Origin of the sequence: Nonomuraea sp. NPDC049758 (assembly GCF_040674635.1) — a bacterium.
Classification (GTDB): Bacteria; Actinomycetota; Actinomycetes; order Streptosporangiales; family Streptosporangiaceae; genus Nonomuraea.
In genome coordinates, this window is record NZ_JBFAMZ010000002.1 from 466,579 (window position 1) to 486,102 (window position 19,524).

At 70.8% G+C, this 19,524-nt stretch carries 18 protein-coding genes and 1 pseudogene; 12 read left to right on the forward strand and 7 right to left on the reverse strand.

Annotated elements, in window-relative coordinates; genetic code table 11:
• Positions 1–45 precede the first annotated feature (45 nt).
• The gene (locus AB0J46_RS06700; RefSeq protein ID WP_364327369.1) at positions 46–1,209 is read right to left on the reverse strand and encodes an acetoin utilization protein AcuC; all 1,164 of its coding nucleotides are present in this window, start codon (positions 1,207–1,209) and stop codon (positions 46–48) included.
• Between the two features lie 205 nt (positions 1,210–1,414).
• Between AB0J46_RS06700 and AB0J46_RS06705 the strand changes: the two genes are divergently transcribed.
• The 4 genes from AB0J46_RS06705 to AB0J46_RS06720 all read left to right on the forward strand — a co-directional run bounded on the left by AB0J46_RS06705 (position 1,415) and on the right by AB0J46_RS06720 (position 4,833).
• Positions 1,415–2,464 (forward strand): histidine kinase, encoded by a 1,050-nt coding sequence (locus tag AB0J46_RS06705; protein WP_364327372.1) that lies wholly within the window; start codon positions 1,415–1,417, stop codon positions 2,462–2,464.
• A complete protein-coding gene (locus AB0J46_RS06710; RefSeq protein ID WP_364327375.1) occupies positions 2,461–3,120 on the forward strand; it encodes a response regulator transcription factor in 660 nt (219 codons plus the stop codon). The genes AB0J46_RS06705 and AB0J46_RS06710 overlap by 4 nt, the downstream gene beginning before the upstream one ends.
• Before the next feature lie 82 nt (positions 3,121–3,202).
• Complete coding sequence (locus tag AB0J46_RS06715) at positions 3,203–4,093, forward strand: ABC transporter ATP-binding protein (protein ID WP_364327378.1); 891 nt, start codon at positions 3,203–3,205, stop codon at positions 4,091–4,093.
• Positions 4,090–4,833 (forward strand): ABC transporter permease, encoded by a 744-nt coding sequence (locus AB0J46_RS06720; protein ID WP_364327381.1) that lies wholly within the window; start codon positions 4,090–4,092, stop codon positions 4,831–4,833. The genes AB0J46_RS06715 and AB0J46_RS06720 overlap by 4 nt, the downstream gene beginning before the upstream one ends.
• A 34-nt stretch (positions 4,834–4,867) precedes the next feature.
• Here AB0J46_RS06720 and proC read toward each other — a convergent pair whose 3' ends face one another.
• A complete protein-coding gene (proC, locus tag AB0J46_RS06725) occupies positions 4,868–5,662 on the reverse strand; it encodes a pyrroline-5-carboxylate reductase (protein ID WP_352357328.1) in 795 nt (264 codons plus the stop codon).
• 39 nt (positions 5,663–5,701) lie between these two features.
• Entirely contained in the window at positions 5,702–6,583 is an 882-nt protein-coding gene (locus tag AB0J46_RS06730; RefSeq protein ID WP_364327385.1) for a proline dehydrogenase family protein, read from the reverse strand.
• Positions 6,584–6,664: 81 nt separating this feature from the next.
• On the opposite strand from AB0J46_RS06730, the gene AB0J46_RS06735 reads away from it, so the two are divergent.
• From AB0J46_RS06735 to AB0J46_RS06765, 7 genes and pseudogenes are all read left to right on the forward strand, one after another.
• A complete protein-coding gene (locus AB0J46_RS06735) occupies positions 6,665–7,108 on the forward strand; it encodes a hypothetical protein (protein WP_364327388.1) in 444 nt (147 codons plus the stop codon).
• 437 nt (positions 7,109–7,545) lie between these two features.
• Positions 7,546–9,417, forward strand: a complete 1,872-nt coding sequence (gene dnaK, locus AB0J46_RS06740) for a molecular chaperone DnaK (RefSeq protein ID WP_364327391.1) — start codon at positions 7,546–7,548, stop codon at positions 9,415–9,417.
• Positions 9,417–10,016, forward strand: a complete 600-nt coding sequence (grpE, locus tag AB0J46_RS06745) for a nucleotide exchange factor GrpE (RefSeq protein WP_357966251.1) — start codon at positions 9,417–9,419, stop codon at positions 10,014–10,016. The genes dnaK and grpE overlap by 1 nt, the downstream gene beginning before the upstream one ends.
• Positions 10,017–10,036: 20 nt before the next feature.
• A complete protein-coding gene (gene dnaJ, locus AB0J46_RS06750; RefSeq protein ID WP_364327395.1) occupies positions 10,037–11,218 on the forward strand; it encodes a molecular chaperone DnaJ in 1,182 nt (393 codons plus the stop codon).
• Between the two features lie 3 nt (positions 11,219–11,221).
• A pseudogene (locus tag AB0J46_RS06755) lies at positions 11,222–11,503 on the forward strand (helix-turn-helix transcriptional regulator); the annotation flags it as partial.
• Between the two features lie 72 nt (positions 11,504–11,575).
• Positions 11,576–14,146, forward strand: a complete 2,571-nt coding sequence (gene clpB, locus AB0J46_RS06760) for an ATP-dependent chaperone ClpB (RefSeq protein WP_358290347.1) — start codon at positions 11,576–11,578, stop codon at positions 14,144–14,146.
• A gap of 218 nt (positions 14,147–14,364) precedes the next feature.
• Positions 14,365–15,018 carry a hypothetical protein gene (locus AB0J46_RS06765; protein ID WP_364327398.1) on the forward strand — a complete coding sequence of 218 codons (654 nt, stop codon included), beginning with the start codon at positions 14,365–14,367 and terminating at the stop codon, positions 15,016–15,018.
• Positions 15,019–15,171: 153 nt separating this feature from the next.
• Here the strand turns inward: AB0J46_RS06765 and AB0J46_RS06770 are convergent, their stop codons facing one another.
• Positions 15,172–15,702: a tetratricopeptide repeat protein gene (locus AB0J46_RS06770; protein ID WP_352357346.1), complete on the reverse strand. Its 531-nt coding sequence runs from the start codon at positions 15,700–15,702 to the stop codon at positions 15,172–15,174.
• A 173-nt stretch (positions 15,703–15,875) separates the two neighbouring features.
• On the opposite strand from AB0J46_RS06770, the gene AB0J46_RS06775 reads away from it, so the two are divergent.
• Positions 15,876–16,169, forward strand: coding sequence for a hypothetical protein (locus AB0J46_RS06775; RefSeq protein WP_358290353.1), 294 nt, complete (start codon positions 15,876–15,878; stop codon positions 16,167–16,169).
• Between the two features lie 190 nt (positions 16,170–16,359).
• Here the strand turns inward: AB0J46_RS06775 and AB0J46_RS06780 are convergent, their stop codons facing one another.
• The 3 genes from AB0J46_RS06780 to AB0J46_RS06790 form a co-directional block, all read right to left on the reverse strand.
• Positions 16,360–17,028: a TetR family transcriptional regulator gene (locus AB0J46_RS06780; RefSeq protein WP_364327402.1), complete on the reverse strand. Its 669-nt coding sequence runs from the start codon at positions 17,026–17,028 to the stop codon at positions 16,360–16,362.
• A 493-nt stretch (positions 17,029–17,521) separates the two neighbouring features.
• Positions 17,522–18,595: a CapA family protein gene (locus AB0J46_RS06785; RefSeq protein ID WP_364327405.1), complete on the reverse strand. Its 1,074-nt coding sequence runs from the start codon at positions 18,593–18,595 to the stop codon at positions 17,522–17,524.
• Between the two features lie 59 nt (positions 18,596–18,654).
• Entirely contained in the window at positions 18,655–19,482 is an 828-nt protein-coding gene (locus AB0J46_RS06790) for a helix-turn-helix transcriptional regulator (RefSeq protein ID WP_364327407.1), read from the reverse strand.
• Positions 19,483–19,524: the final 42 nt, after the last annotated feature.

A 19,524-nucleotide genomic window follows, 5' to 3' on the forward strand; every position in this document is an offset into this window, starting at 1 on the left:
CCTCATCAGGGGCATCGAGGACGTCGAGCGTCGTCGGGGCGGTCGTCAGGGCATCGGGTCGAGGCCGTGCAGAGGGAACACCGCCTGCCGGGTCGCCATGACCGCACGGTCGATGGGGTCCGCTGGGTCATAACCGCCGGAGATGTCATGAAATTCCGGGTTACGTCCGTCGGTCATGGTCAGCGGGGGCGCCTCGCCGGTGCGCTCCCTGACGTACCGGCGCCAGGCGTCGGGGGTGGGCGTGGCCGGATCGACGGGATGGCCGGCGGCCTCGGCGATGAGGTGCGTCCAGATGCGCGGCACGACCTGGACGAGCTCGTAACCGCCGCCGCCCACTGCGATCCACCGGCCGCCCGCCGTCTCGTGCGCCAGGTCGTGCAGGGCGGCGTAGGCGGCGCGCTGGCCGTCGATGCTGAGCATGAGGTTGGCGAGGGGGTCGAGCGCGTGGCTGTCGCAGCCGTGCTGGGTGACCAGGATCTCCGGGCCGAACTCGCGCAGCAGCGGCGGCACGACCGCGTGGAAGGCGCGCAGCCAGCCGGAGTCGCCGCAGCCGGCCGGGAGCGCCACGTTGACGGCCGTGCCCTCCGCGCCGGTCTCGTGCGGGAAGCCGGTGCCCGGGAACAGCGTGCGCGGGCTCTCGTGCAGGCTGATCGTCAGCACCCGGGGGTCGTCGTAGAAGACGGCCTGCACGCCGTCGCCGTGGTGCACGTCGACGTCGACGTAGGCCACCCGCGTGGCTCCCTGCTCCAGGAGCCAGGCGATGGCCAGGGCCGGGTCGTTGTAGACGCAGAAGCCGCTGGCCGCGGCCGGCATGGCGTGGTGGAGCCCGCCCGCGACGTTGACCGCGTGCTCGGCCGCGCCCTCCCAGACCGCGCGCGCCGCCGCCAGGGACGCCCCCGCGATCAGCGCCGACGCCTCGTGCACGCCCTTGAAGGCCGGATTGTCGGTGGTGCCGAGCCCCGCCCGCAGGTCGGGCACGCCGGCCACGGAGACGCCCTTGACCGCCTCGATGTAGCCGCGGTCGTGCACCATGGCCAGCTCGTCGTCGCCGGCGGGCGCGCACCCGGCCATCTCGACCTTGTCGAGGACGCCGAGCGCGCGGGCGAGCGCGATCGTCAGCTCGACCCTGATGGGCGCCAGCGGGTGGCTCGGGCCGAAGTTGTAGGAGGTGAGAGCGTCGTCCCAGATGACTCGTGCCGTTCGGCTCATGCCCCGCCCTCCGCGCGTCCCTCACCTTGCGCCGACGTTACCGCAGCGCCCTGTTCTGGTTGTAGCCCGGGTGATCGTCGGGGATGGCCTCGGTCGCATCAGAAATTTCGTGACTTAGTGTTTTATGGTGCGCTGGGCGCGACCTTTCCGCAGAATCTTCCATTTCTTCCGACGTCCCCGGGTTTTCGACACCACGATCGTGGTCGTGCTCGCCCTGTTCGCGGGCCTCGGGGCGATCGTGTCGTCCGTCCAGACGGGGGCCGAGGGGGCGCTGGGGTCGGCGCACTTCCTGCTGACCAGCGTGCTGCTGCTGGTCCGCCGGAGCAGGCCGGTGCTGGTGGCCGGGGCCGTCACGGCGTTCGACGTGGTCGGCATCGCGGCCGGACTCGTGACGTCGGCCACCATCCCGGAGGGCATCGCCTTCTACAGCCTGGCGCGTCACTCCTCCGGCCGCCCGTCGCTGGTCATGACGGTCGCGGGGATCATGGCCTACGGCACGGTGATGGAGATCAGGGGGCCGGGCATCGGGCAGTTCCTGGCCGGCGCCTTCGTCGTCGCGATCCCGGCCGGCATCGGCGCGCTGGTCAAGGCCAGGGCGGAGCTGAACGAGCGCGGCAGGCTGGAGGCCGCCGACGCCGCCGTACAGGCCGAGCGGCGGCGGATCGCGAGGGAGCTGCACGACGTCGTCGCGCACCACATCACGGTGATCAACGCCCTGGTCGGCGGCGCGCGGGCGACGCTCGCGCCCGAGCAGGAGGTCACCCGCGAGGCGCTGGAGAGCGCCCAGCAGACCGCCCGCCAGGCGATGTCGGAGATGCGCCGGCTGCTGCACGTCCTGCGGGCCGACGGCAACGACGGCCCGGACGCCGCGACCGGCGTGGGGGCCGACCGGCTGCCCGCGCTCATCGGCGAGGCCAGGAGCGCCGGGCTGCCCGCCAGCCTGACCGTCACGGGCGAGCCGGTGACGCTGCCCTCGGCCGTGGACCACGCCGTCTACCGGATCGTGCAGGAGGCGCTGACCAACACCCGCAAGCACGCGGCCGGCGCCAGGGCCAGCGTGCGCCTGACCTACGGGTCCGAGGCGGTGGAGGTCGAGGTGCTCGACGACGGCGTGCCGCAGCAGGGCGGCGCGCCGGGGTTCGGGCTGGGCGGCATGGCCGAGCGGGTCGCGTTGTGCGGCGGCCGGCTTTCGACCGGCCCGCGTCCCGGGGGAGGATTCCGGGTGCACGCCCGCATCCCCTTGGAGGCAACATGATCACGGTGCTGCTGGTCGACGACCACGAGCTGGTCCGCAAGGGGTTCCGGCTGATGCTCGACGCGCAGCCCGACCTGTCCGTGGTGGGCGAGGCCGGCGACGGCGAGCGGGCCGTCGAGCTGAGCCGGCGGCTGCGTCCCGACGTGGTGCTGATGGACCTGCACATGCCGGGGCTCGACGGCGTGCGGGCGACCGAGCTGATCACCTCGGAGCTGCCGGGCGTGCGGGTGCTCGCGCTGAGCACGTTCGACCTGGACGAGAACGTGGTCGCGGCACTGCGGGCGGGCGCCGACGGCTTCCTGCCCAAGGACGTCTCCCCCGAGGAGCTGATCGAGGGCGTGCGCGTGGTGCACCGGGGCGAGTCGGCGGTCGCGCCGCGGCTGCTGACCCGGCTGATCGGCACGTTCGTGCGGGCGTCGAGGCCGCCGGCCGCGCCCGCGCCGCCCGTGCTGGACGCGCTGACCGAGCGCGAGCGGGAGATCCTCGTGCTGATCGCCAGAGGCCGGTCGAACACCGAGATCGCCGGGCAGCTGGCCGTCTCCCCCTCGACCGTCAAGAACCACGTGACCAGCCTGTTCGCCAAGATCGGGGTCAGGGACCGGGCGCAGGCCGTGATCGTCGCCTACGAGGCGGCGCTGATCAAACCTGGAGACTAGGACCAGGCTCCCAGGCCGCGCCCGGCAAGAACGTCCTCACGGCCGAAGAGAACGGCAGGCCCCGGGCGGCACGCTTGGTGGCATGACGGCGATTCGCGCAACCAACCTGAGCAAACGCTACGGCGCCACCCATGCCGTCGCGGACCTGTCGTTCGACGTCGAGCCCGGCCAGGTGACCGGGTTCCTCGGGCCCAACGGCGCCGGCAAGTCCACGACCATGCGGATGATCCTCGGCCTCGACCGGCCGTCGGGCGGGTCCGTGCTGGTGGACGGGCGGCCGTACCAGGAGCATCGGCACCCGCTGCGCAAGGTGGGCGCGCTGCTGGACGCCAAGGCCGTGCACGGCGGCCGCAGCGCCCGCAACCACCTGCTGGCCATCGCCCAGAGCAACGGCATCCCGGCGGGCCGGGTGAACGAGGTGCTGGAGGCCGTCGGCCTGCGCGAGGTGGCGCGGCGGCGGATCGGCGGCTTCTCGCTCGGCATGTCGCAGCGCCTGGGCATCGCGGCCGCGCTGCTCGGCGACCCCGAGATCCTGCTCTTCGACGAGCCGGTCAACGGGCTCGACCCCGAGGGCATCCTGTGGATCCGCACGTTCATGCGCAAGCTGGCCGCCGAAGGGCGGACGGTGTTCGTCTCCAGCCACCTCATGAGCGAGATGGCCCAGACGGCCGACCACCTGATCGTCATCGGCCGGGGCCGGCTGATCGCCGACACGAGCGTGCAGGAGTTCATCGGGCGCAGCTCGCAGGGCTACGTACGGGTGCGCTCCCCGCGCCTGGCCGAGGTCGCCGACCTGGTCAAGGTGGGCGACCTGTACCCCGACCACCTGCGCGTCACCGCGATGAGCACGCTGGAGATCGGCACCCTGACCGCTCGGGCCGGGATCCCCCTGGAGGAGCTGACGTTCGTGCAGCCTTCGCTCGAAGCGGCGTACATGGAGCTCACCAAGGACAGTGTGGAGTACTCGTCATGACCGACATCCTGAGGTCCGAATGGACCAAGATCCGTTCGGTGCGTTCGACGGTGTGGACGCTCGCCGTCACCGCCGTGCTCCTGATCGGCCTGGGCGGGCTGCTGTCGGTCGCGTCCAAGGCCACGGCCGACGGGCAGCCCATCACCGGTGACCAGGCCGTCATGACGAGCCTGACCGGCATCATGTTCGCCGCGCTGTCCATGGCCACGCTGGGCGTGCTGGTGATCTCCAGCGAGTACCGGACCGGCGGCATCCGCACGTCGCTGCTGGCCGTGCCGAGGCGGCTGAAGCTGCTCACCGGCAAGATCGTGGTGTTCACCGTGACGGCGCTGGTCGTCTCCACCGTCGCGGCGGCCGCCGCGGTGGCCGTCGGCGTGGCGATCCTCCGGCCGGGCTCGGTCGACGTGGGCACCGCGGCGCAGTCGGTGTTCGGGGCCGGGCTCTACCTCACCGCCTGCGGCCTGTTCGGGCTGGGGCTCGGCACGCTGATCCGGCACACGCCGGGCGCGATCGTCTCGGCCATCGCGCTGATGATGGTGCTGCCGCAGCTCACCAGCGCGCTGCCCGGCGAGTGGGGCAAGGCCGTCTCCGACCACTTCACCACCAACGCCGGCATGGAGATCGTGCTGGACCAGCCAGGGAACCCGCTGGGGCCGTGGAGCGGGCTCGGCGTCTACGCGCTGTGGGTCGCCGTCGCGGTGGTGGCGGGGGCCGTGCTCCTGCAGCGGCGGGACGCCTGAGCCGCACCCGGCGGCCGGGCTCCCCCGCCGCCGGTCAGCCCGAGGCGAGCTGGCGCCCCCGGTCGCGGGCGGCCTCGATGGCGGCCAGGAAGGCGGCGCGCACGCTGTGGCGCTCCAACTCGGCGATGGCCGCGATGGTGGTGCCGCCCGGCGAGGTGACGGCCTCCCGCAGGATCACCGGGTGCTCCCCGGAGTCGCGCAGCATCACGGCCGCACCGACGATCGACTGGGTGACCATGTCGAGCGCGGCGGCCCGCGGCATGCCGAGCAGGATGCCCGCGTCGACCATGGCCTCGACCAGGTAGAAGAAGTAGGCGGGGCCGCTGCCGGACAGCGCGGTCGCGGCGTCCTGCTGGGACTCGGGGATGCGCAGCACCTTGCCGACCGGCTTGAGCAGGCCCTCGGTGAGCTTGAGGTGCTCCTCGCCGGCGTGCGCGCCCGCCGAGATCACGCTCATCGCCTCGTCGAACTTGATCGGCGTGTTGGACATGACCCGGACCACCGGCACCTCGACGCCGAGCCGCTGCTCGACGAACGCGGTGGTGATGCCGGCCGCCGCCGTGATGACCAGGCGGTCGGCCGGGACGTAGGGGGCGATCTCCGCCAGCAGGGTCGCCATGTCCTGGGGCTTGACGGCCAGGATCAGGGTGTCGGCCGACTTGGCCGCCTCGGCGTTGTCGACCGTGCGCACGCCGTACGTCTCGCGCAGCGCCTGCGCCCGCTCCGGACGGCGGCTGGTCGCCATGATGTCGCCCGGCTTGAACCCGGCGCGCAGCAGCCCGGACAGCAGGGCCTCGCCCATCTTGCCGGTGCCCAGAATCGCGATCATCTCGACCTCTCGAAGGGGAACGGACGCCGGCCCAGCCTACTAGCCCCGCGACAGCAGCGATCTGAGAAAGAACGCCAGGTTGCGGGGGCGTTCGGCCAGGCGGCGCATGAGGTAGGCGTACCAGTCGGCGCCGTACGGGACGTACACGCGCACCTGGCCGCCGAGCCCGGCCAGACGGCGCTGCTCGCCGGGGCGCACGCCGTACAACATCTGGTACTCGAAGCCGTTGACGTCACGGCCGTCGAGCACGGCCAGCGTGGAGGCGATCTGGATCATCCTGGGGTCGTGCGTGGCGATCATGGGGTAGCCGGTGCCCGCCATGAGGATCTTGAGGCAGCGCACGAACGAGCGGTCCACGTCGGCCGGCCTGCTGTAGGCGCCGGGGGCGGTGTAGGCGCCCTTGCAGAGCCGCACGCGGGCGCCGGCCAGCTTCTCGCAGCGTTCGAGCGCGTCGGGCAGGTAAGCCTGGACCACGATCCCGACGTCGGGGTGCTCCTTGCGCAGGGTGGCGTGCACGAAGTGCAGGCCGCCGATCGTGTCGTGCTCCTCGGCGTCGAGCGTGACCGTGATGCCGCGCGCCGCCGCCACCTCGCAGATGGTGGCCGCGTTGTCGAGCGCGACCTGCTCCGACAGCCGCAGCCCGAGCGCGGTCAGCTTGACCGAGGCGTCGCTGCCCGGCGGCAGCCGGTCGAGCAGCGACAGGTACTCGCGCACGGCCGCCTCGGCCTGTCTCCTGTCGGTCACCTCTTCGCCCAGGTGGTCGACGGTCACGAGCAGGCCCTCGTGGGCCAGCCCGCGGATGACCTCGCCGACGTCGTCGGCGACGTATCGCTTGACCACGTCCCTGGTCAGCGGCGATGTGGTGATGACGCGTTCGGCGCGTTCGCTCTTGGAGACGGCGAGCATTGCCTGACGGAGCACGTGACCCACACTAACCGCCCACTTCCCGGGTATATCGCTGAACCGCGGACCTGCCCTTTTCGTCTTATGGATATGCGCACAATGACGACAGCGACTCTTCTCGCCGGTTCTCTGGTGCTCGCGACGAGTTGTGCCACATCGCCGCCGGCCGCCCGTCCGCTGCCGCAGACGCCCGCCGAGCACGTCGTGACACCGGTCACCACCGCCCCCAGCAAGGCCCCCGAGCCGGTCAAGCCCACCGGCGACGCCATCAACGTGCACAAGGTCCGCTGGACCAAGGCCACGGCCCTCTCACGCGGCAAGCAGGTCAGGCTCACCTGGTGGTCGGGCGTGGAGCCGTGCACCGTGCTGGACAAGGTCAAGGTCAAGGAGACCGCCAAGAAGGTCACCATCACCCTGTACGAGGGCACGTCGCCCAAGGCCAAGAACGTCTCCTGCATCATGCTGGCCGTGGAGAAGACCACGACCGTCAAGCTCAAGCACGCCCTCGGCAAGCGCAAGCTCGTGGACGGCGCGAAGCCCTAGCGTCCGAAGCTCCGGCACCTCGGGAACGGCCGGGCGCACGTCGGTCCAGCCGTTCCCGGCAGGCACGTCACGTCCCCCGCGGCCCCGGCCTTGGGCAGGGTGGGCGAACTGGCCGAGGCCGTACGTCAGGAACTGCTCGAACGACCACTCGGAGCCCAGCTCGCGGTTGCGGGCGTGCAGCTCTCCTCCCCGCCGTGCAGCGCCGCGACGTCCTCCGGCGCCCTCATGGACTCCGGGCTCGCTGCTGATCGGGTGGAACCACCGAGCGCCCGTCCCCGTTACGCGGGTTGTGGCGAATCCCGGTTTGGTGCCCGATTGTCGGGAATGCTGGCACGCTCACAGGGGTTGAGTCGGGTAGGCTCAAGTCGTTTGACAAAGACGACACGAATCCGTAGCTTGAGTCCAACCGACTCAACTTTGACTACAAGGACGTACTCATGGCACGTGCGGTAGGTATCGACCTTGGGACGACCAACTCCGTCGTCTCGATCCTCGAGGGCGGTGAGCCCACCGTCATCGCCAACGCGCAGGGCTCGCGGACCACGCCGTCCGTGGTCGCCTTCGCGAAGAACGGCGAGGTCCTGGTGGGCGAGGTCGCCAAGCGGCAGGCCGTCACCAACGTTGACCGGACGATCCGCTCGGTCAAGCGCGAGATGGGCACCAACTGGTCCCAGGAGATCGACGGCAAGAAGTTCTCCCCCCAGCAGATCAGCGCCTTCGTGCTGCAGAAGCTGAAGCAGGACGCCGAGGCGTACCTGGGCGAGAAGATCACCGACGCGGTGGTCACCGTCCCGGCGTACTTCAACGACGCCCAGCGCCAGGCCACCAAGGAGGCCGGCACGGTCGCGGGCCTCAACGTTCTGCGCATCATCAACGAGCCGACCGCCGCGGCCCTCGCCTACGGGCTCGACAAGGAGCAGGACCAGACGATCCTGGTCTTCGACCTCGGCGGCGGCACCTTCGACGTCTCGCTGCTCGACGTCGGCCAGGAGGACGGCCACGGCTTCGTCGAGGTCAAGGCCACCTCCGGCGACAACCACCTCGGTGGCGACGACTGGGACCAGCGCGTCGTCGACGAGCTGGTCAAGCGCTTCCAGAACGCCCACGGCGTCGACCTCGCCAAGGACAAGATGGCCCTCCAGCGCCTGCGTGAGGCCGCGGAGAAGGCCAAGATCGAGCTGTCCAGCCAGGCCGAGACCAACATCAACCTGCCCTACATCACCGCCTCCTCCGAGGGCCCGCTGCACCTCGACGAGAAGCTGACCAGGGCCGAGTTCCAGCGCCTGACGGCCGACCTGCTCGAGCGGACCAAGGGCCCGTTCCACCAGGTCATCAAGGACGCCGGCATCAAGGTCTCCGACATCGCGCACGTGGTGCTCGTCGGCGGCTCGACCCGCATGCCCGCCGTCACCGAGCTCGTCCGCGAGCTGACCGGCGGCAAGGAGCCCAACAAGGGCGTCAACCCCGACGAGGTCGTCGCCATCGGCGCCGCTCTCCAGGCCGGCGTGCTCAAGGGCGAGGTCAAGGACGTCCTCCTGCTCGACGTGACCCCGCTGTCGCTGGGCATCGAGACCAAGGGCGGCATCTTCACCAAGATCATCGAGCGCAACACGACGATCCCGACCAAGCGCTCGGAGGTCTTCACCACGGCCGAGGACAACCAGCCGTCGGTGCAGATCCAGGTCTACCAGGGCGAGCGCGAGATCGCCTCGTACAACAAGAAGCTGGCCACCTTCGAGCTGACCGGCATCGCCCCGGCGCCGCGCGGCATCCCGCAGATCGAGGTCACCTTCGACATCGACGCCAACGGCATCGTCAATGTCTCCGCCAAGGACCTGGGCACGGGCAAGGAGCAGACGATGACCATCACCGGCGGCTCCGCGCTGCCGAAGGACGACATCGAGCGCATGATGCGCGAGGCCGAGTCGTACGCCGAGGAGGACAAGAAGCGCCGCGAGGAGGCCGAGGTCCGCAACAACGCGGACGGTCTGGCCTACCAGACGGAGAAGTTCCTCCGCGAGAACGACGACAAGGTCCCCGGCGACATCAAGACCGAGGTCAACGACGCCCTGGCGGAGCTGAAGAAGGCTCTTGAGGGCACCGACACCGACGTCATCCGCACCTCCGCGGAGAAGCTCGCCACGGTCAGCCAGAAGATGGGCTCGGCCATCTACGCCGCGAGCCAGGGCCAGCAGGCCGGCCCCGAGGGCGCTCCGCAGGACGCCTCGGCCGGTCAGGGCGCCAAGGCCGACGACGACGTGGTCGAGGCCGAGATCGTCGACGAAGACCAGCCGAAGAAGGACCAGTGATGCCGGCGCGCGACAACGGGCACGAGGAGCCGGTGATCCGCGACAAGCGCAAGATCGACCCGGAGACGGGCGAGGTTCGGGAGACCTCGGGCGAGCAGCCCGAGGCGCCCGCCGAGCAGGCGCCGGCGGCGGCCCACGACGGTGAGCTGGCGGCCCAGCTCGCCGAGCGGACCGCCGACCTCCAGCGCCTCCAGGCGGAGTACACGAACTACCGCAGAAGGGTCGAGCGCGACAGGGTCGCGGTCCGCGAGCAGGCCGTCGCCGGCGCGCTGACCGAGCTCCTCCCTGTGCTCGACGACATCGGACGGGCCCGTGACCACGGCGAGCTGACCGGTGGCTTCGCGAAGGTGGCGGAGTCGCTGGAGTCGGTGCTCACCAAGCTGGGCCTCAGCGCCTACGGCCAGAAGGGCGACCCGTTCGACCCGACGGTCCACGAGGCGCTGATGCACAGCTACTCGCCCGACGTGACCGAGCCCACCGCGATCGAGGTGCTGCAGCCCGGTTACCGGATGGGCGAGCGGGTGCTGCGCCCGGCGCGGGTGGCGGTGGCCGAGCCCGAGGACGCTCCTCCCGCGTCCAATGACGACGAAGCAAACTGACAAAGGACGAAGGGCCGTAGATGAGCACCAAGGACTACCTGGAAAAGGACTACTACGCCGTCCTTGGTGTGCCCAAGACCGCCACCGCCGACGAGATCAAGAAGGCGTACCGGAAGCTGGCCAGGCAGTACCACCCGGACACCAACCAGGGCGACGCCGCCAAGGAGACCAAGTTCAAGGAGGTCTCGGAGGCGTACGACATCCTGTCCGACAGCAAGCGCCGCAAGGAGTACGACGAGGCGCGCACGCTGTTCGGGTCCGGGGTGGGCGGACAGCGCCCCGGCGGTGGCGGTTTCCCGTTCGACTTCGGCGACCTGTTCGGCGGCACCGCCGGCCAGCAGGGCGGGGGCGCCGGTGAGCGGCTCGGCGACCTGTTCGGCGGGCTGTTCAACCGCGGTGGGGCGGGGGGCTCCGCCCGCACGACGAGCGCGACCAGACCGCGCCGCGGCCAGGACGTCGAGTCCGAGGTCACGCTCTCGTTCACCGAGGCCGTCGAGGGCACCACGGTCTCGCTCAGGCTGACCAGCTCGGCCGCCTGCACCGCGTGCAGCGGCACCGGCGCCAAGGCGGGCACGACCCCCCGGGTCTGTCCCACCTGCGAGGGCACCGGCGCGGCCAGCCGCAACCTGGGCAACTTCGCCTTCTCCGAGCCCTGCCGCGACTGCAAGGGCCGCGGGCTGCTCGTGGACGACCCCTGCCCCGTGTGCGAGGGCAACGGCCGGGCCAAGAGCACCCGCACGATCCAGGCCAGGATCCCCGCCGGCGTGGCCGACGGGCAGCGGGTCAAGCTCAAGGGCAAGGGCGCGCCGGGCGAGAACGGCGGCCCGGCCGGCGACCTCTACATCCTGACGCACGTCAAGCCGCACCACGTGTTCGGCCGGACGGGCGACAACCTCACGATCACGGTTCCCGTGACGTTCTCGGAGGCCGCGCTGGGCGCCGAGATCAAGGTGCCGATCCTCAAGGGCATGCCGGTGACCCTGCGCGTCCCGGCGGGCACGCCCAACGGCCGCACGTTCCGCGTGCGGGGCAGGGGCGTCACCCGCAAGGACGGCACCAAGGGTGACCTGCTCGCCAGCGTCGAGGTGCTCGTGCCGAAGACGCTCGACGACAAGTCGCGCGAGCTCCTCACCGAGTTCAACACCGCGACCGCGGGCGACGACCCGCGCGCCGATCTCATTCAGCGAGCCAGAAGCGAGTAGCCGATGGACGCCAACTACTTCGACCTGTCCGACGACACGCCTGTTTATGTGATTTCGGTGGCCGCGCAGCTCTCCGGGCTCCATCCGCAGACGCTGCGCCAGTACGACCGGCTCGGCCTGGTCAGCCCGGGCCGCACCGCCGGGCGCGGCCGCCTCTACTCCACAAGAGACATCATCCAGCTCCGCGAGGTCCAGCGGCTCTCCCAGGAGGAGGGCATCAACCTCGCGGGCATCAAGCGGATCCTCGAGCTCGAGAACGAAGCTCTGCGGCTGCGTGAGGAGGTTCACCGCCTGCGCGCCGAGATGCGGATGGTCAGGGCGCTGATCCGCTACGAGCTGCCACCGGGGGCCTAGGTTATGGACTACAAGCTCACCCAGAAGAGCCAGGAAGCTCTCTCGGGTGCCATGCGGCGCGCCGCCGCCGAGGGCAACCCGGAGATCTCTCCGGCCCATCTGCTCTCCACGCTGCTCTCCCAGACGGGCGGCACGGCCGTGCCGCTGCTCGAAGCGGTCGGCGCCGACTGGCGCACGCTGCGGGCGCGCGTCGAGGAGCAGCTCGCGGCGCTGCCGAAGGCTCAGGGCGCGACAGTGGGCGCGCCGTCGAGCTCGCGGCAGCTGCTCACCGTCATGAACACCGCCGCCCAGCACGCCAACCGCCTCGAAGACCTCTATGTCTCGACCGAGCACCTGCTCGTCGGCCTGGCGGCCGACGGCGGCCCGATGGCCGAGCTGCTCAAGGCGCAGGGCGCGACCCCGCAGGCGCTGCTCGACGCCTTCGAGAAGGTACGCGGCCACGCCCGCGTCACCAGCGAGACGCCCGAGGACACCTACCAGGCGCTGGAGAAGTACGGCGTCGACCTGACCGAGCGGGCCCGCGGCGGCGGCCTCGACCCGGTGATCGGCCGCGACTCGGAGATCCGCCGCGTGGTCCAGGTGCTCAGCCGCCGCACCAAGAACAACCCGGTGCTGATCGGCGAGCCCGGCGTCGGCAAGACCGCCGTCGTCGAGGGCCTGGCCCAGCGCATCGTGGCCGGTGACGTGCCCGAGTCGCTGCGCAACAAGCGGCTGATCTCGCTCGACCTGGGCGCGATGGTGGCCGGCGCGAAGTACCGCGGCGAGTTCGAGGAGCGTCTCAAGGCCGTCCTCTCCGAGATCAAGGAGAGCAACGGGCAGATCGTGACGTTCATCGACGAGCTGCACACCGTCGTCGGCGCGGGGGCCGCCGAGGGCGCCATGGACGCCGGCAACATGCTCAAGCCCATGCTGGCCCGCGGCGAGCTGCGCATGATCGGCGCGACCACGCTCGACGAATACCGCGAGCGCATCGAGAAGGACCCCGCGCTGGAGCGCCGCTTCCAGCAGGTCTACGTGGGCGAGCCCACGGTCGAGGACACGATCGCGATCCTGCGCGGGCTCAAGGGCCGCTACGAGGCGCACCACCAGGTGCAGATCGCCGACGGCGCGCTGGTCGCCGCCGCCGCCCTGTCCGACCGCTACATCACCAACCGCTTCCTTCCCGACAAGGCCATCGACCTGGTCGACGAGGCCGCCTCGCGGCTGCGCATGGAGATCGACTCCCGTCCCGTGGAGATCGACCAGCTCCAGCGGAGCGTCGACCGCATGAAGATGGAGGAGCTGGCCCTGACGAAGGAGACCGACGAGGCGTCGGTCCAGCGGCTCGACCGCCTGCGCCAGGAGCTGGCCGACCGCCAGGAGGAGCTCAACGCCCTCGTCGGCCGCTGGGAGCACGAGAAGGCCGGGCTCAACAAGGTCGGCGAGCTGAAGAAGCAGCTCGACGAGGCCAGGGGCGCGGCCGAGCGGGCCCAGCGCGACGGCGACTTCGAGGCCGCCTCCCGGCTCATGTACGCCGAGGTGCCCCGGCTGGAGCAGGCCCTCCAGGCCGCCTCCGACGCCGCGCCGCCGGACAACGCCATGGTCAAGGAGGAGGTCGGCGCCGACGACATCGCCGAGGTCATCTCCTCCTGGACGGGCATCCCCGCCGGCCGCCTGCTGGAGGCGGAGACGGCCAAACTGCTGCGGATGGAGGAGGAGCTGGGCCGGCGGCTCATCGGCCAGCAGCAGGCCGTACAGGCCGTCTCCGACGCCGTGCGCCGCAGCCGGGCCGGCATCGCCGACCCCGACCGTCCCACGGGCTCGTTCCTGTTCCTCGGGCCCACCGGTGTGGGCAAGACCGAGCTGGCCAAGGCGCTGGCGGAGTTCCTGTTCGACGACGAGCGGGCGATGACCCGCATCGACATGAGCGAATACTCCGAGAAGCACAGCGTGGCCAGGCTCGTCGGCGCGCCTCCCGGCTACGTCGGCTACGAGGAGGGCGGCCAGCTCACCGAGGCCGTCCGGCGGCGGCCGTACACGGTGGTGCTGCTGGACGAGGTGGAGAAGGCGCACCCGGAGGTGTTCGACATCCTCCTCCAGGTGCTCGACGACGGCCGGCTGACCGACGGCCAGGGCCGCACGGTCGACTTCCGCAACACGATCCTGATCCTGACCTCCAACATCGGCTCGCAGTTCCTGGTCGATCCGAAGCTGGAGAACGACGCCAAGCGCGAGGCCGTCATGGGGGCGGTGCGCGGCTCGTTCAAGCCGGAGTTCCTCAACCGGCTCGACGACGTCATCCTCTTCGACGCGCTCGGCTCCGAGGAGCTGGCCCAGATCGTCGACCTCCAGGTCGACCGCCTGGCCCAGCGTCTGGCCGACCGCCGCCTGACGCTGGAGGTCAGCCCCGCCGCCCGCGAATGGCTCTCGCTGACCGGCTACGACCCCCTGTACGGCGCCCGCCCGCTGCGCCGCCTGGTCCAGTCGGCCATCGGCGACAAGCTGGCCAAGGCCGTGCTGTCCGGCGAGATCGCCGACGGCGACAAGGTCAGGGTGGAGCTCGGCGACGACGAGCTGCTCATCCAGCGCGGCTGAGGCGGTGCCATCGAGCCCGGAGATCCCCGCGGATCTCCGGGCTCCGGCATGTCATGCCAGGGTCATATCCCGTCGCCGCGGGGTAAGGTTCCCGCCACCCTTCGGACAAGCCGCACGCGCCCGGCCGGACACATGGCTAGCTTCGGCGTTCGTCAGATCACCGATTCCGATCAGAGGGACGTGCGGTGTCATCTCGTAAGATCCGAAGCATCCTCACGGTGGCCGTTCTGACCGTGGGCGTCACCTGGCCGGTCGCCGGTCCTGCGGTGGCCGACACCTGCCGGCCGCGATCCGAGGCGGTCGCCTCGTACTGCGACGGCCACGCCAAGCTCCAGCTCAACGAGGGCAGGACGAACGGCCACCGGGTCGTCACCGAGGAGGTCGGCAAGCTGGCCATGGCCGCCGGTGACATGGCCAGGCGGCTCGGCCTGACGGGTCTGGCGGCCGCCAGGTCCGCCATGGGCCCGCTGGCCGACCTCGGCGGCGTCGGGGCCACGTGGGGCATGCCGTCGCTGAACAGCGCCTCGCCCGCGCTGTTCCCCGCGGCCTCCGGCAACAGCGGGATGCGTGATCTGGCCACGACGCTTCAGGTGCCCGCGCTGCCCGCCCTCCCCGCGCTGCCGCAGACGCCCGTCGCGGCCCGGGTGCCGGCCGAGACGACGCTCGGCGAGAGGCCGACCACCCCCGCCTCGGCCCGCGCCGCGAAGTCGCCGGGCCGGGCGCGGCAGCCGGTGCGGGAGGTCGGCGGCGATCTGATCTCGAACCTGCTGCCCAGGGCCGTGGAGAGCATCGAGGGCGCGTCGGCGCTGCCCGGCGGCTACCCCGCGATCGACGGCTTCAGCCGCCTGCTGCCCGGTCTCGACCTGCACTGAGCCAATGTGTCCGGGCGCGGGTCGTGCCTGCCGCGCCCGGCTTCCTCAACCGGAGGGGCCGTGGCCGCGCACTGTCGCGGCCCCTCCGGCCCGGCTTCGCGGGCACGCGACAAGCCGGGCCCCGCGCGGGGGCCCGCCGGCCGGCCCCCGCGACTACGAGACGAGCTCGTCGAGCTCGTCCTCCGGAAGGCCGAGGTCGACCCTGATCCGGTATCGCGTCCGCAGCAGCGCCACCTGCTCGGGGTCGCCCTCCTCGCAGCCCAGCACGGCCTGGGTGGCCCATTCGAGGCCGCCCCGCAGATCGCCGTAGGCGACCAGGGTCTCCGCGATGGTGTGGGCCGTCGCCGTGGAGACGTCGCCCTCCGCGCGGATGGTCTCGATGAGCTCCCGGGCCTCGTCGGGCCGTTCGAGCTCGAAGAGGGTGTCGGCGATGCCCGCGCGCGGGTCGAAGCCCGCGTCGCCGCCGTCCTCCACGGCGCGCTGGAAACACTCCATCGCGCGTGCGGGCTGTCCCGCCGCTCGCCACTCCTCGGCGGCGAGGACGAGGATGGACGCCCTGGAGACGTCGCCGGACGAATAACCGAGCGCGACGTCGTAAAGCCGACTGGCCAAGGAACTGTGGTCGTCGGCCAGCAGGGCCTGCTCCAGCAGACGATCAAGGTGCTCTCGGGTCACATGCGCCACACCCGCGAGACTACCGAGCCGCCAGGCGGTTTGCCCGGTCAATGCGCATCGCCGGTCACATGCAAATTCGGCAACGTCTCGTCCAAGGCTGGTCACGCTGCGCGTGTATGTGCAGGTCAGCGGGCATATACGGCATGCTTTGCGGTACGCGGGCGGAGGGGGCTGTAATGGGCATGTCCAGGCAGATGACCTTCACGCTGGCTTGCGCCGTCGTTCTCTCGGCCCTCGGGCCCGGCGTGGCGGGGTATCTGTCGGCCCGGTTGGAGGCGATCCGCACGGCCGAACGCAACCTGCACGCGCTGCAGGCCAGGCTCGACGTCCGGCAGGCCCGGGACGTCCGGCCGGTGTCGTTCCCCCTGCCCTGCCTGCGTACGCCGGTGACGCCGCGCATCCAGCAGGTGCCCGAGGCGCGGCAGCGGGCCGCGCCCGGCGCCCGGCGGCCGGTCATCGCCGGTACGGCCCGGTGATCCGGCCGGCGACCACGGACCGCACGGCCCGGGCGAGCCCGAGCGCGACGCGGACCGGCCCACGCCTGTGGCGGGGGTCGAAGGGGGCACTGCGCTTGAAGGCGGACGGCGGAAGATCGTTCATCTTCACCTCCGGAAGACCCGTGACGGACAGTGACGATCGCTCGTCGCTGTCATGCCCAGATCTCGGTCAGCGTCCCACCTCGCCCTCGGTCAGCACGTGCGGCGACCACGACTTGAGCTGACGCGACAGGAACCCCCGCATCAGGTGCTTGGCGGCGTCGATGATGTCGGGCGCGCCGGCGGGGTCGCGCCGGAAGGCCAGCTTGAGCACCGCGTCGCCGGCCTCGACCGCGACCAGCACGGCCAGGTCGAGCGTCTCGCTGTCGGCCAGGCCGAACTCCTTGAGCAGCAGGCCGCGCAGCCTGCCCGCGATGACCGTGTTGTTCTCGGAGTCGGAGTCGAGCAGGTTGAGGTCGACGACGTCGCCGAAGTGCAGGCTCCGGAAGCCGGGGACCGTGCGGTGCATGTCGACGTACTCGTCGATGATCGCGTCGACGGCCTCCCACCAGCCGCGGTACTCCTCCTCCATGAACCGAAGCCCCACCCGCGCCACGAACTGCTCGACGTTGCGCCGGGTGAGCTCCTGGGTGATGGCCCGCTTGTCGGGGAAGAACTGGTAGACCGAACCGATCGCGACGCCTGCCCGCTCGGCTATGCGGGTGGTGGACAGGGCCTCGTAGCCGGTCTCGTCGAGGAGTTCGGCGCAGGCGTCGAGCATGCGCTCGACGCGCCGGGCGCTGCGGCGTTGGGCCGGCTGCCGCCGGAGAGCTTTGGGGTGGACGCAGTCATCATCCATTTGCGGCGAAGACACGGATTCATCTTCTCTCGTCTGCACGATCGTTACCTACTCATTTGCGGGATTTCTCGGATGACTGTCCGCCGCGTCGTCCGTGGCGAAATCCACGGGCCGGCATAACCGAATTTCCGTACTGGTCGGCGCGCCGAATCCGGCCCGGCCCGCGACCCGCGGCCCAGCGCGTACGGCTGACGGCCCGGCGCGGCCGACTGGGGATGCGGCCCTGGATAACACCCCGCCGATGATATGTTCGATAAACGTTCCCCGATGGGGACCGTCATATTGTTCGGCACAATCCCGGCACACTATATTGCGAGACGATATTTCGCGAATAATCTTCAATTCGAGCGATATCAGCGCCGCCGCGCCGCGCCGATGTGCCAGGAACGGGCGAGCCGCCCGAGCACGTCGCGCCGCCCGCCGTGCCGCATGAAGTGGGACATCTGCCGCATGGCGACCTCCTATTGGACGGGCTGTCCAGAGGATGGATCGATCATGGCCGCGCGGCCAGCCCCGAGCACGTGCGCAGCGCCTTCCAGTCGTTCACGGCCTGGGTCCTGGCCGTGCCCGTCATGGGGATGGGGATGCCGCCCTGGATCGTGGCCGGGGTCCACTGGTCCTTGAGCACCTTGCGGCCGTTGATCGTCAACGTCAGCACGCCCGTCCTGCCCGTGGTGCCCGGGGTGGAGTTGTAGAAGACGAAGTTGCCCATGCCGTAGCTGACGTAGGCGTTGTCCAGGTACCCGGCGCCGAGCAGGATGTGCGCGTGCCCGCCGACCACGACGTCGGCGCCCGCCGCGACCAGCTTGGGGGCGAGCGAGCGCTGGGCCTCGTTGGGGCACTTCTGCATCTCGGTGCCCCAGTGCAGGTGCACGATGACGGTGTCGGAGTTCTTGCGCGCCTGGCGTACCGCCTTCAGCAGGCTCGCCTCGTCCTTGGCCGAGGCCAGTCCGCCCTTGTCGGCCGTGGCCGTCCACGACTGGATGAACTCGGCGTCGAGCACCTGCGTCGCGCCGATGATCGCCACCCGGTTGCCGTTCACCGTCTTGCGGAAGGGTCTGTAGGCCTGCGCGGCGTTCGCCCCGATGCCCACGATCGGGAACTTGCTGCGCTTGATGGCCGCCAGCGAGTCGGCCAGGCCGCTCTCCATGTAGTCCATGCCGTGGTTGTTGGCCATGGAGGCGACGTCCACCCCGGCCGCCTTGAGCGCGTTGAACGCGGTCGCCGGCGCGCGGAAGGTGAACTGCTTGCCGGGCGCGGGCGTCCCGGCCGTGGTGATGGCGGTCTCCAGGTTGACCATCGTCAGGTCGGCCTTGCGCAGCACGTTCGCGATGGGCCCGAGGGCGGTGCCCGGGTTGGCGAGCCTGCCGCGCAGCACGCCCTCGAAGTGCACGTCGCCGCCGAAGGAGATGGTGAACGGCCGCCGCGCGGGCTTCGGCTTCGAGCTCGGCGACCCGGCCGCCTGCTGCTCGACCTGCTTGCTCTGCGGCTCTTTGTCAGGTGCCGACGAGCATGCCGCGAGGGAGGCGGCGACGACCAGCACCGGTAGGACACGGGGGAGTCTCATCTACCGCCATTTCCGCTCGATCCAGACTTTTACGGATCGAGCATTCTATGGGCGGCAGATTAGGACTTGGTACCCATCAACCAGGTCAAAGCGGACCTGGTGGCGTCGTCCTTGGGGCTGTAGACGATGAGCCGCGTCTCCGGGGTGGCGGAGACGTTCAGGCTGGTCGTGCTGAAGCGGAGGTCACCGGCGACCTCGTGCTTGAAGACCTTCACGCGGGGGCCCGGCTCGGCAACGTCCTGCCTGGCCCACATGCGGGCGAACTCGGCGCTCTCCGCGCTCAGCCGCCGCACGAAGTCCTGCCAGCAGGGGTCGTCGGCGTGCCGGCTGTAGGCGCCCCTGAAGACCGCGACCGCGCGCGGCAGCTCCGACTCGCGGTTGACGAGGGTGGTCGCGGCCCGCGTGTTGACGAACGTCTGCCACAACGAGTTCCGCTCGCCGTCCGGGGCCCCGACGACGTGCGGGAACAGGGTGGCGTAGGCGGCGTTCCAGGCCAGCACGTCAGAACGGCTGTTGGTGACGGACGCGGGCATGTCGCCGAGCTGGTCGAGGATGCCCTGCATCTCGGGCGGCATGCGGCTGGCGTCGGCGACGGCGGGGGGCTCGGCCTGGCCGGTGAGCCGGTAGAGGTGCTGACGCTCGGCGTTGTCCAGCATGAGCGTACGGGCGACGGCGTCGATCACCTGGCCGCTGACGTTGATCGGCCGGCCCTGCTCCAGCCACGTGTACCAGGTGACGCCCACCCCGGCGAGCTGGGCGACCTCCTCGCGGCGCAGCCCCGGCGTACGCCTGCGGGGGCCCGGCGCCAGGTTCACCATCTCGGGCGTGATGCGCGCCCGGCGGGTCCGGAGGAACGCCGCCAGATCCGTACGTCTTGCCTCGGTCACGGTCACACCTCCACTATGGGGGCATCCGCGCACACTTATCCA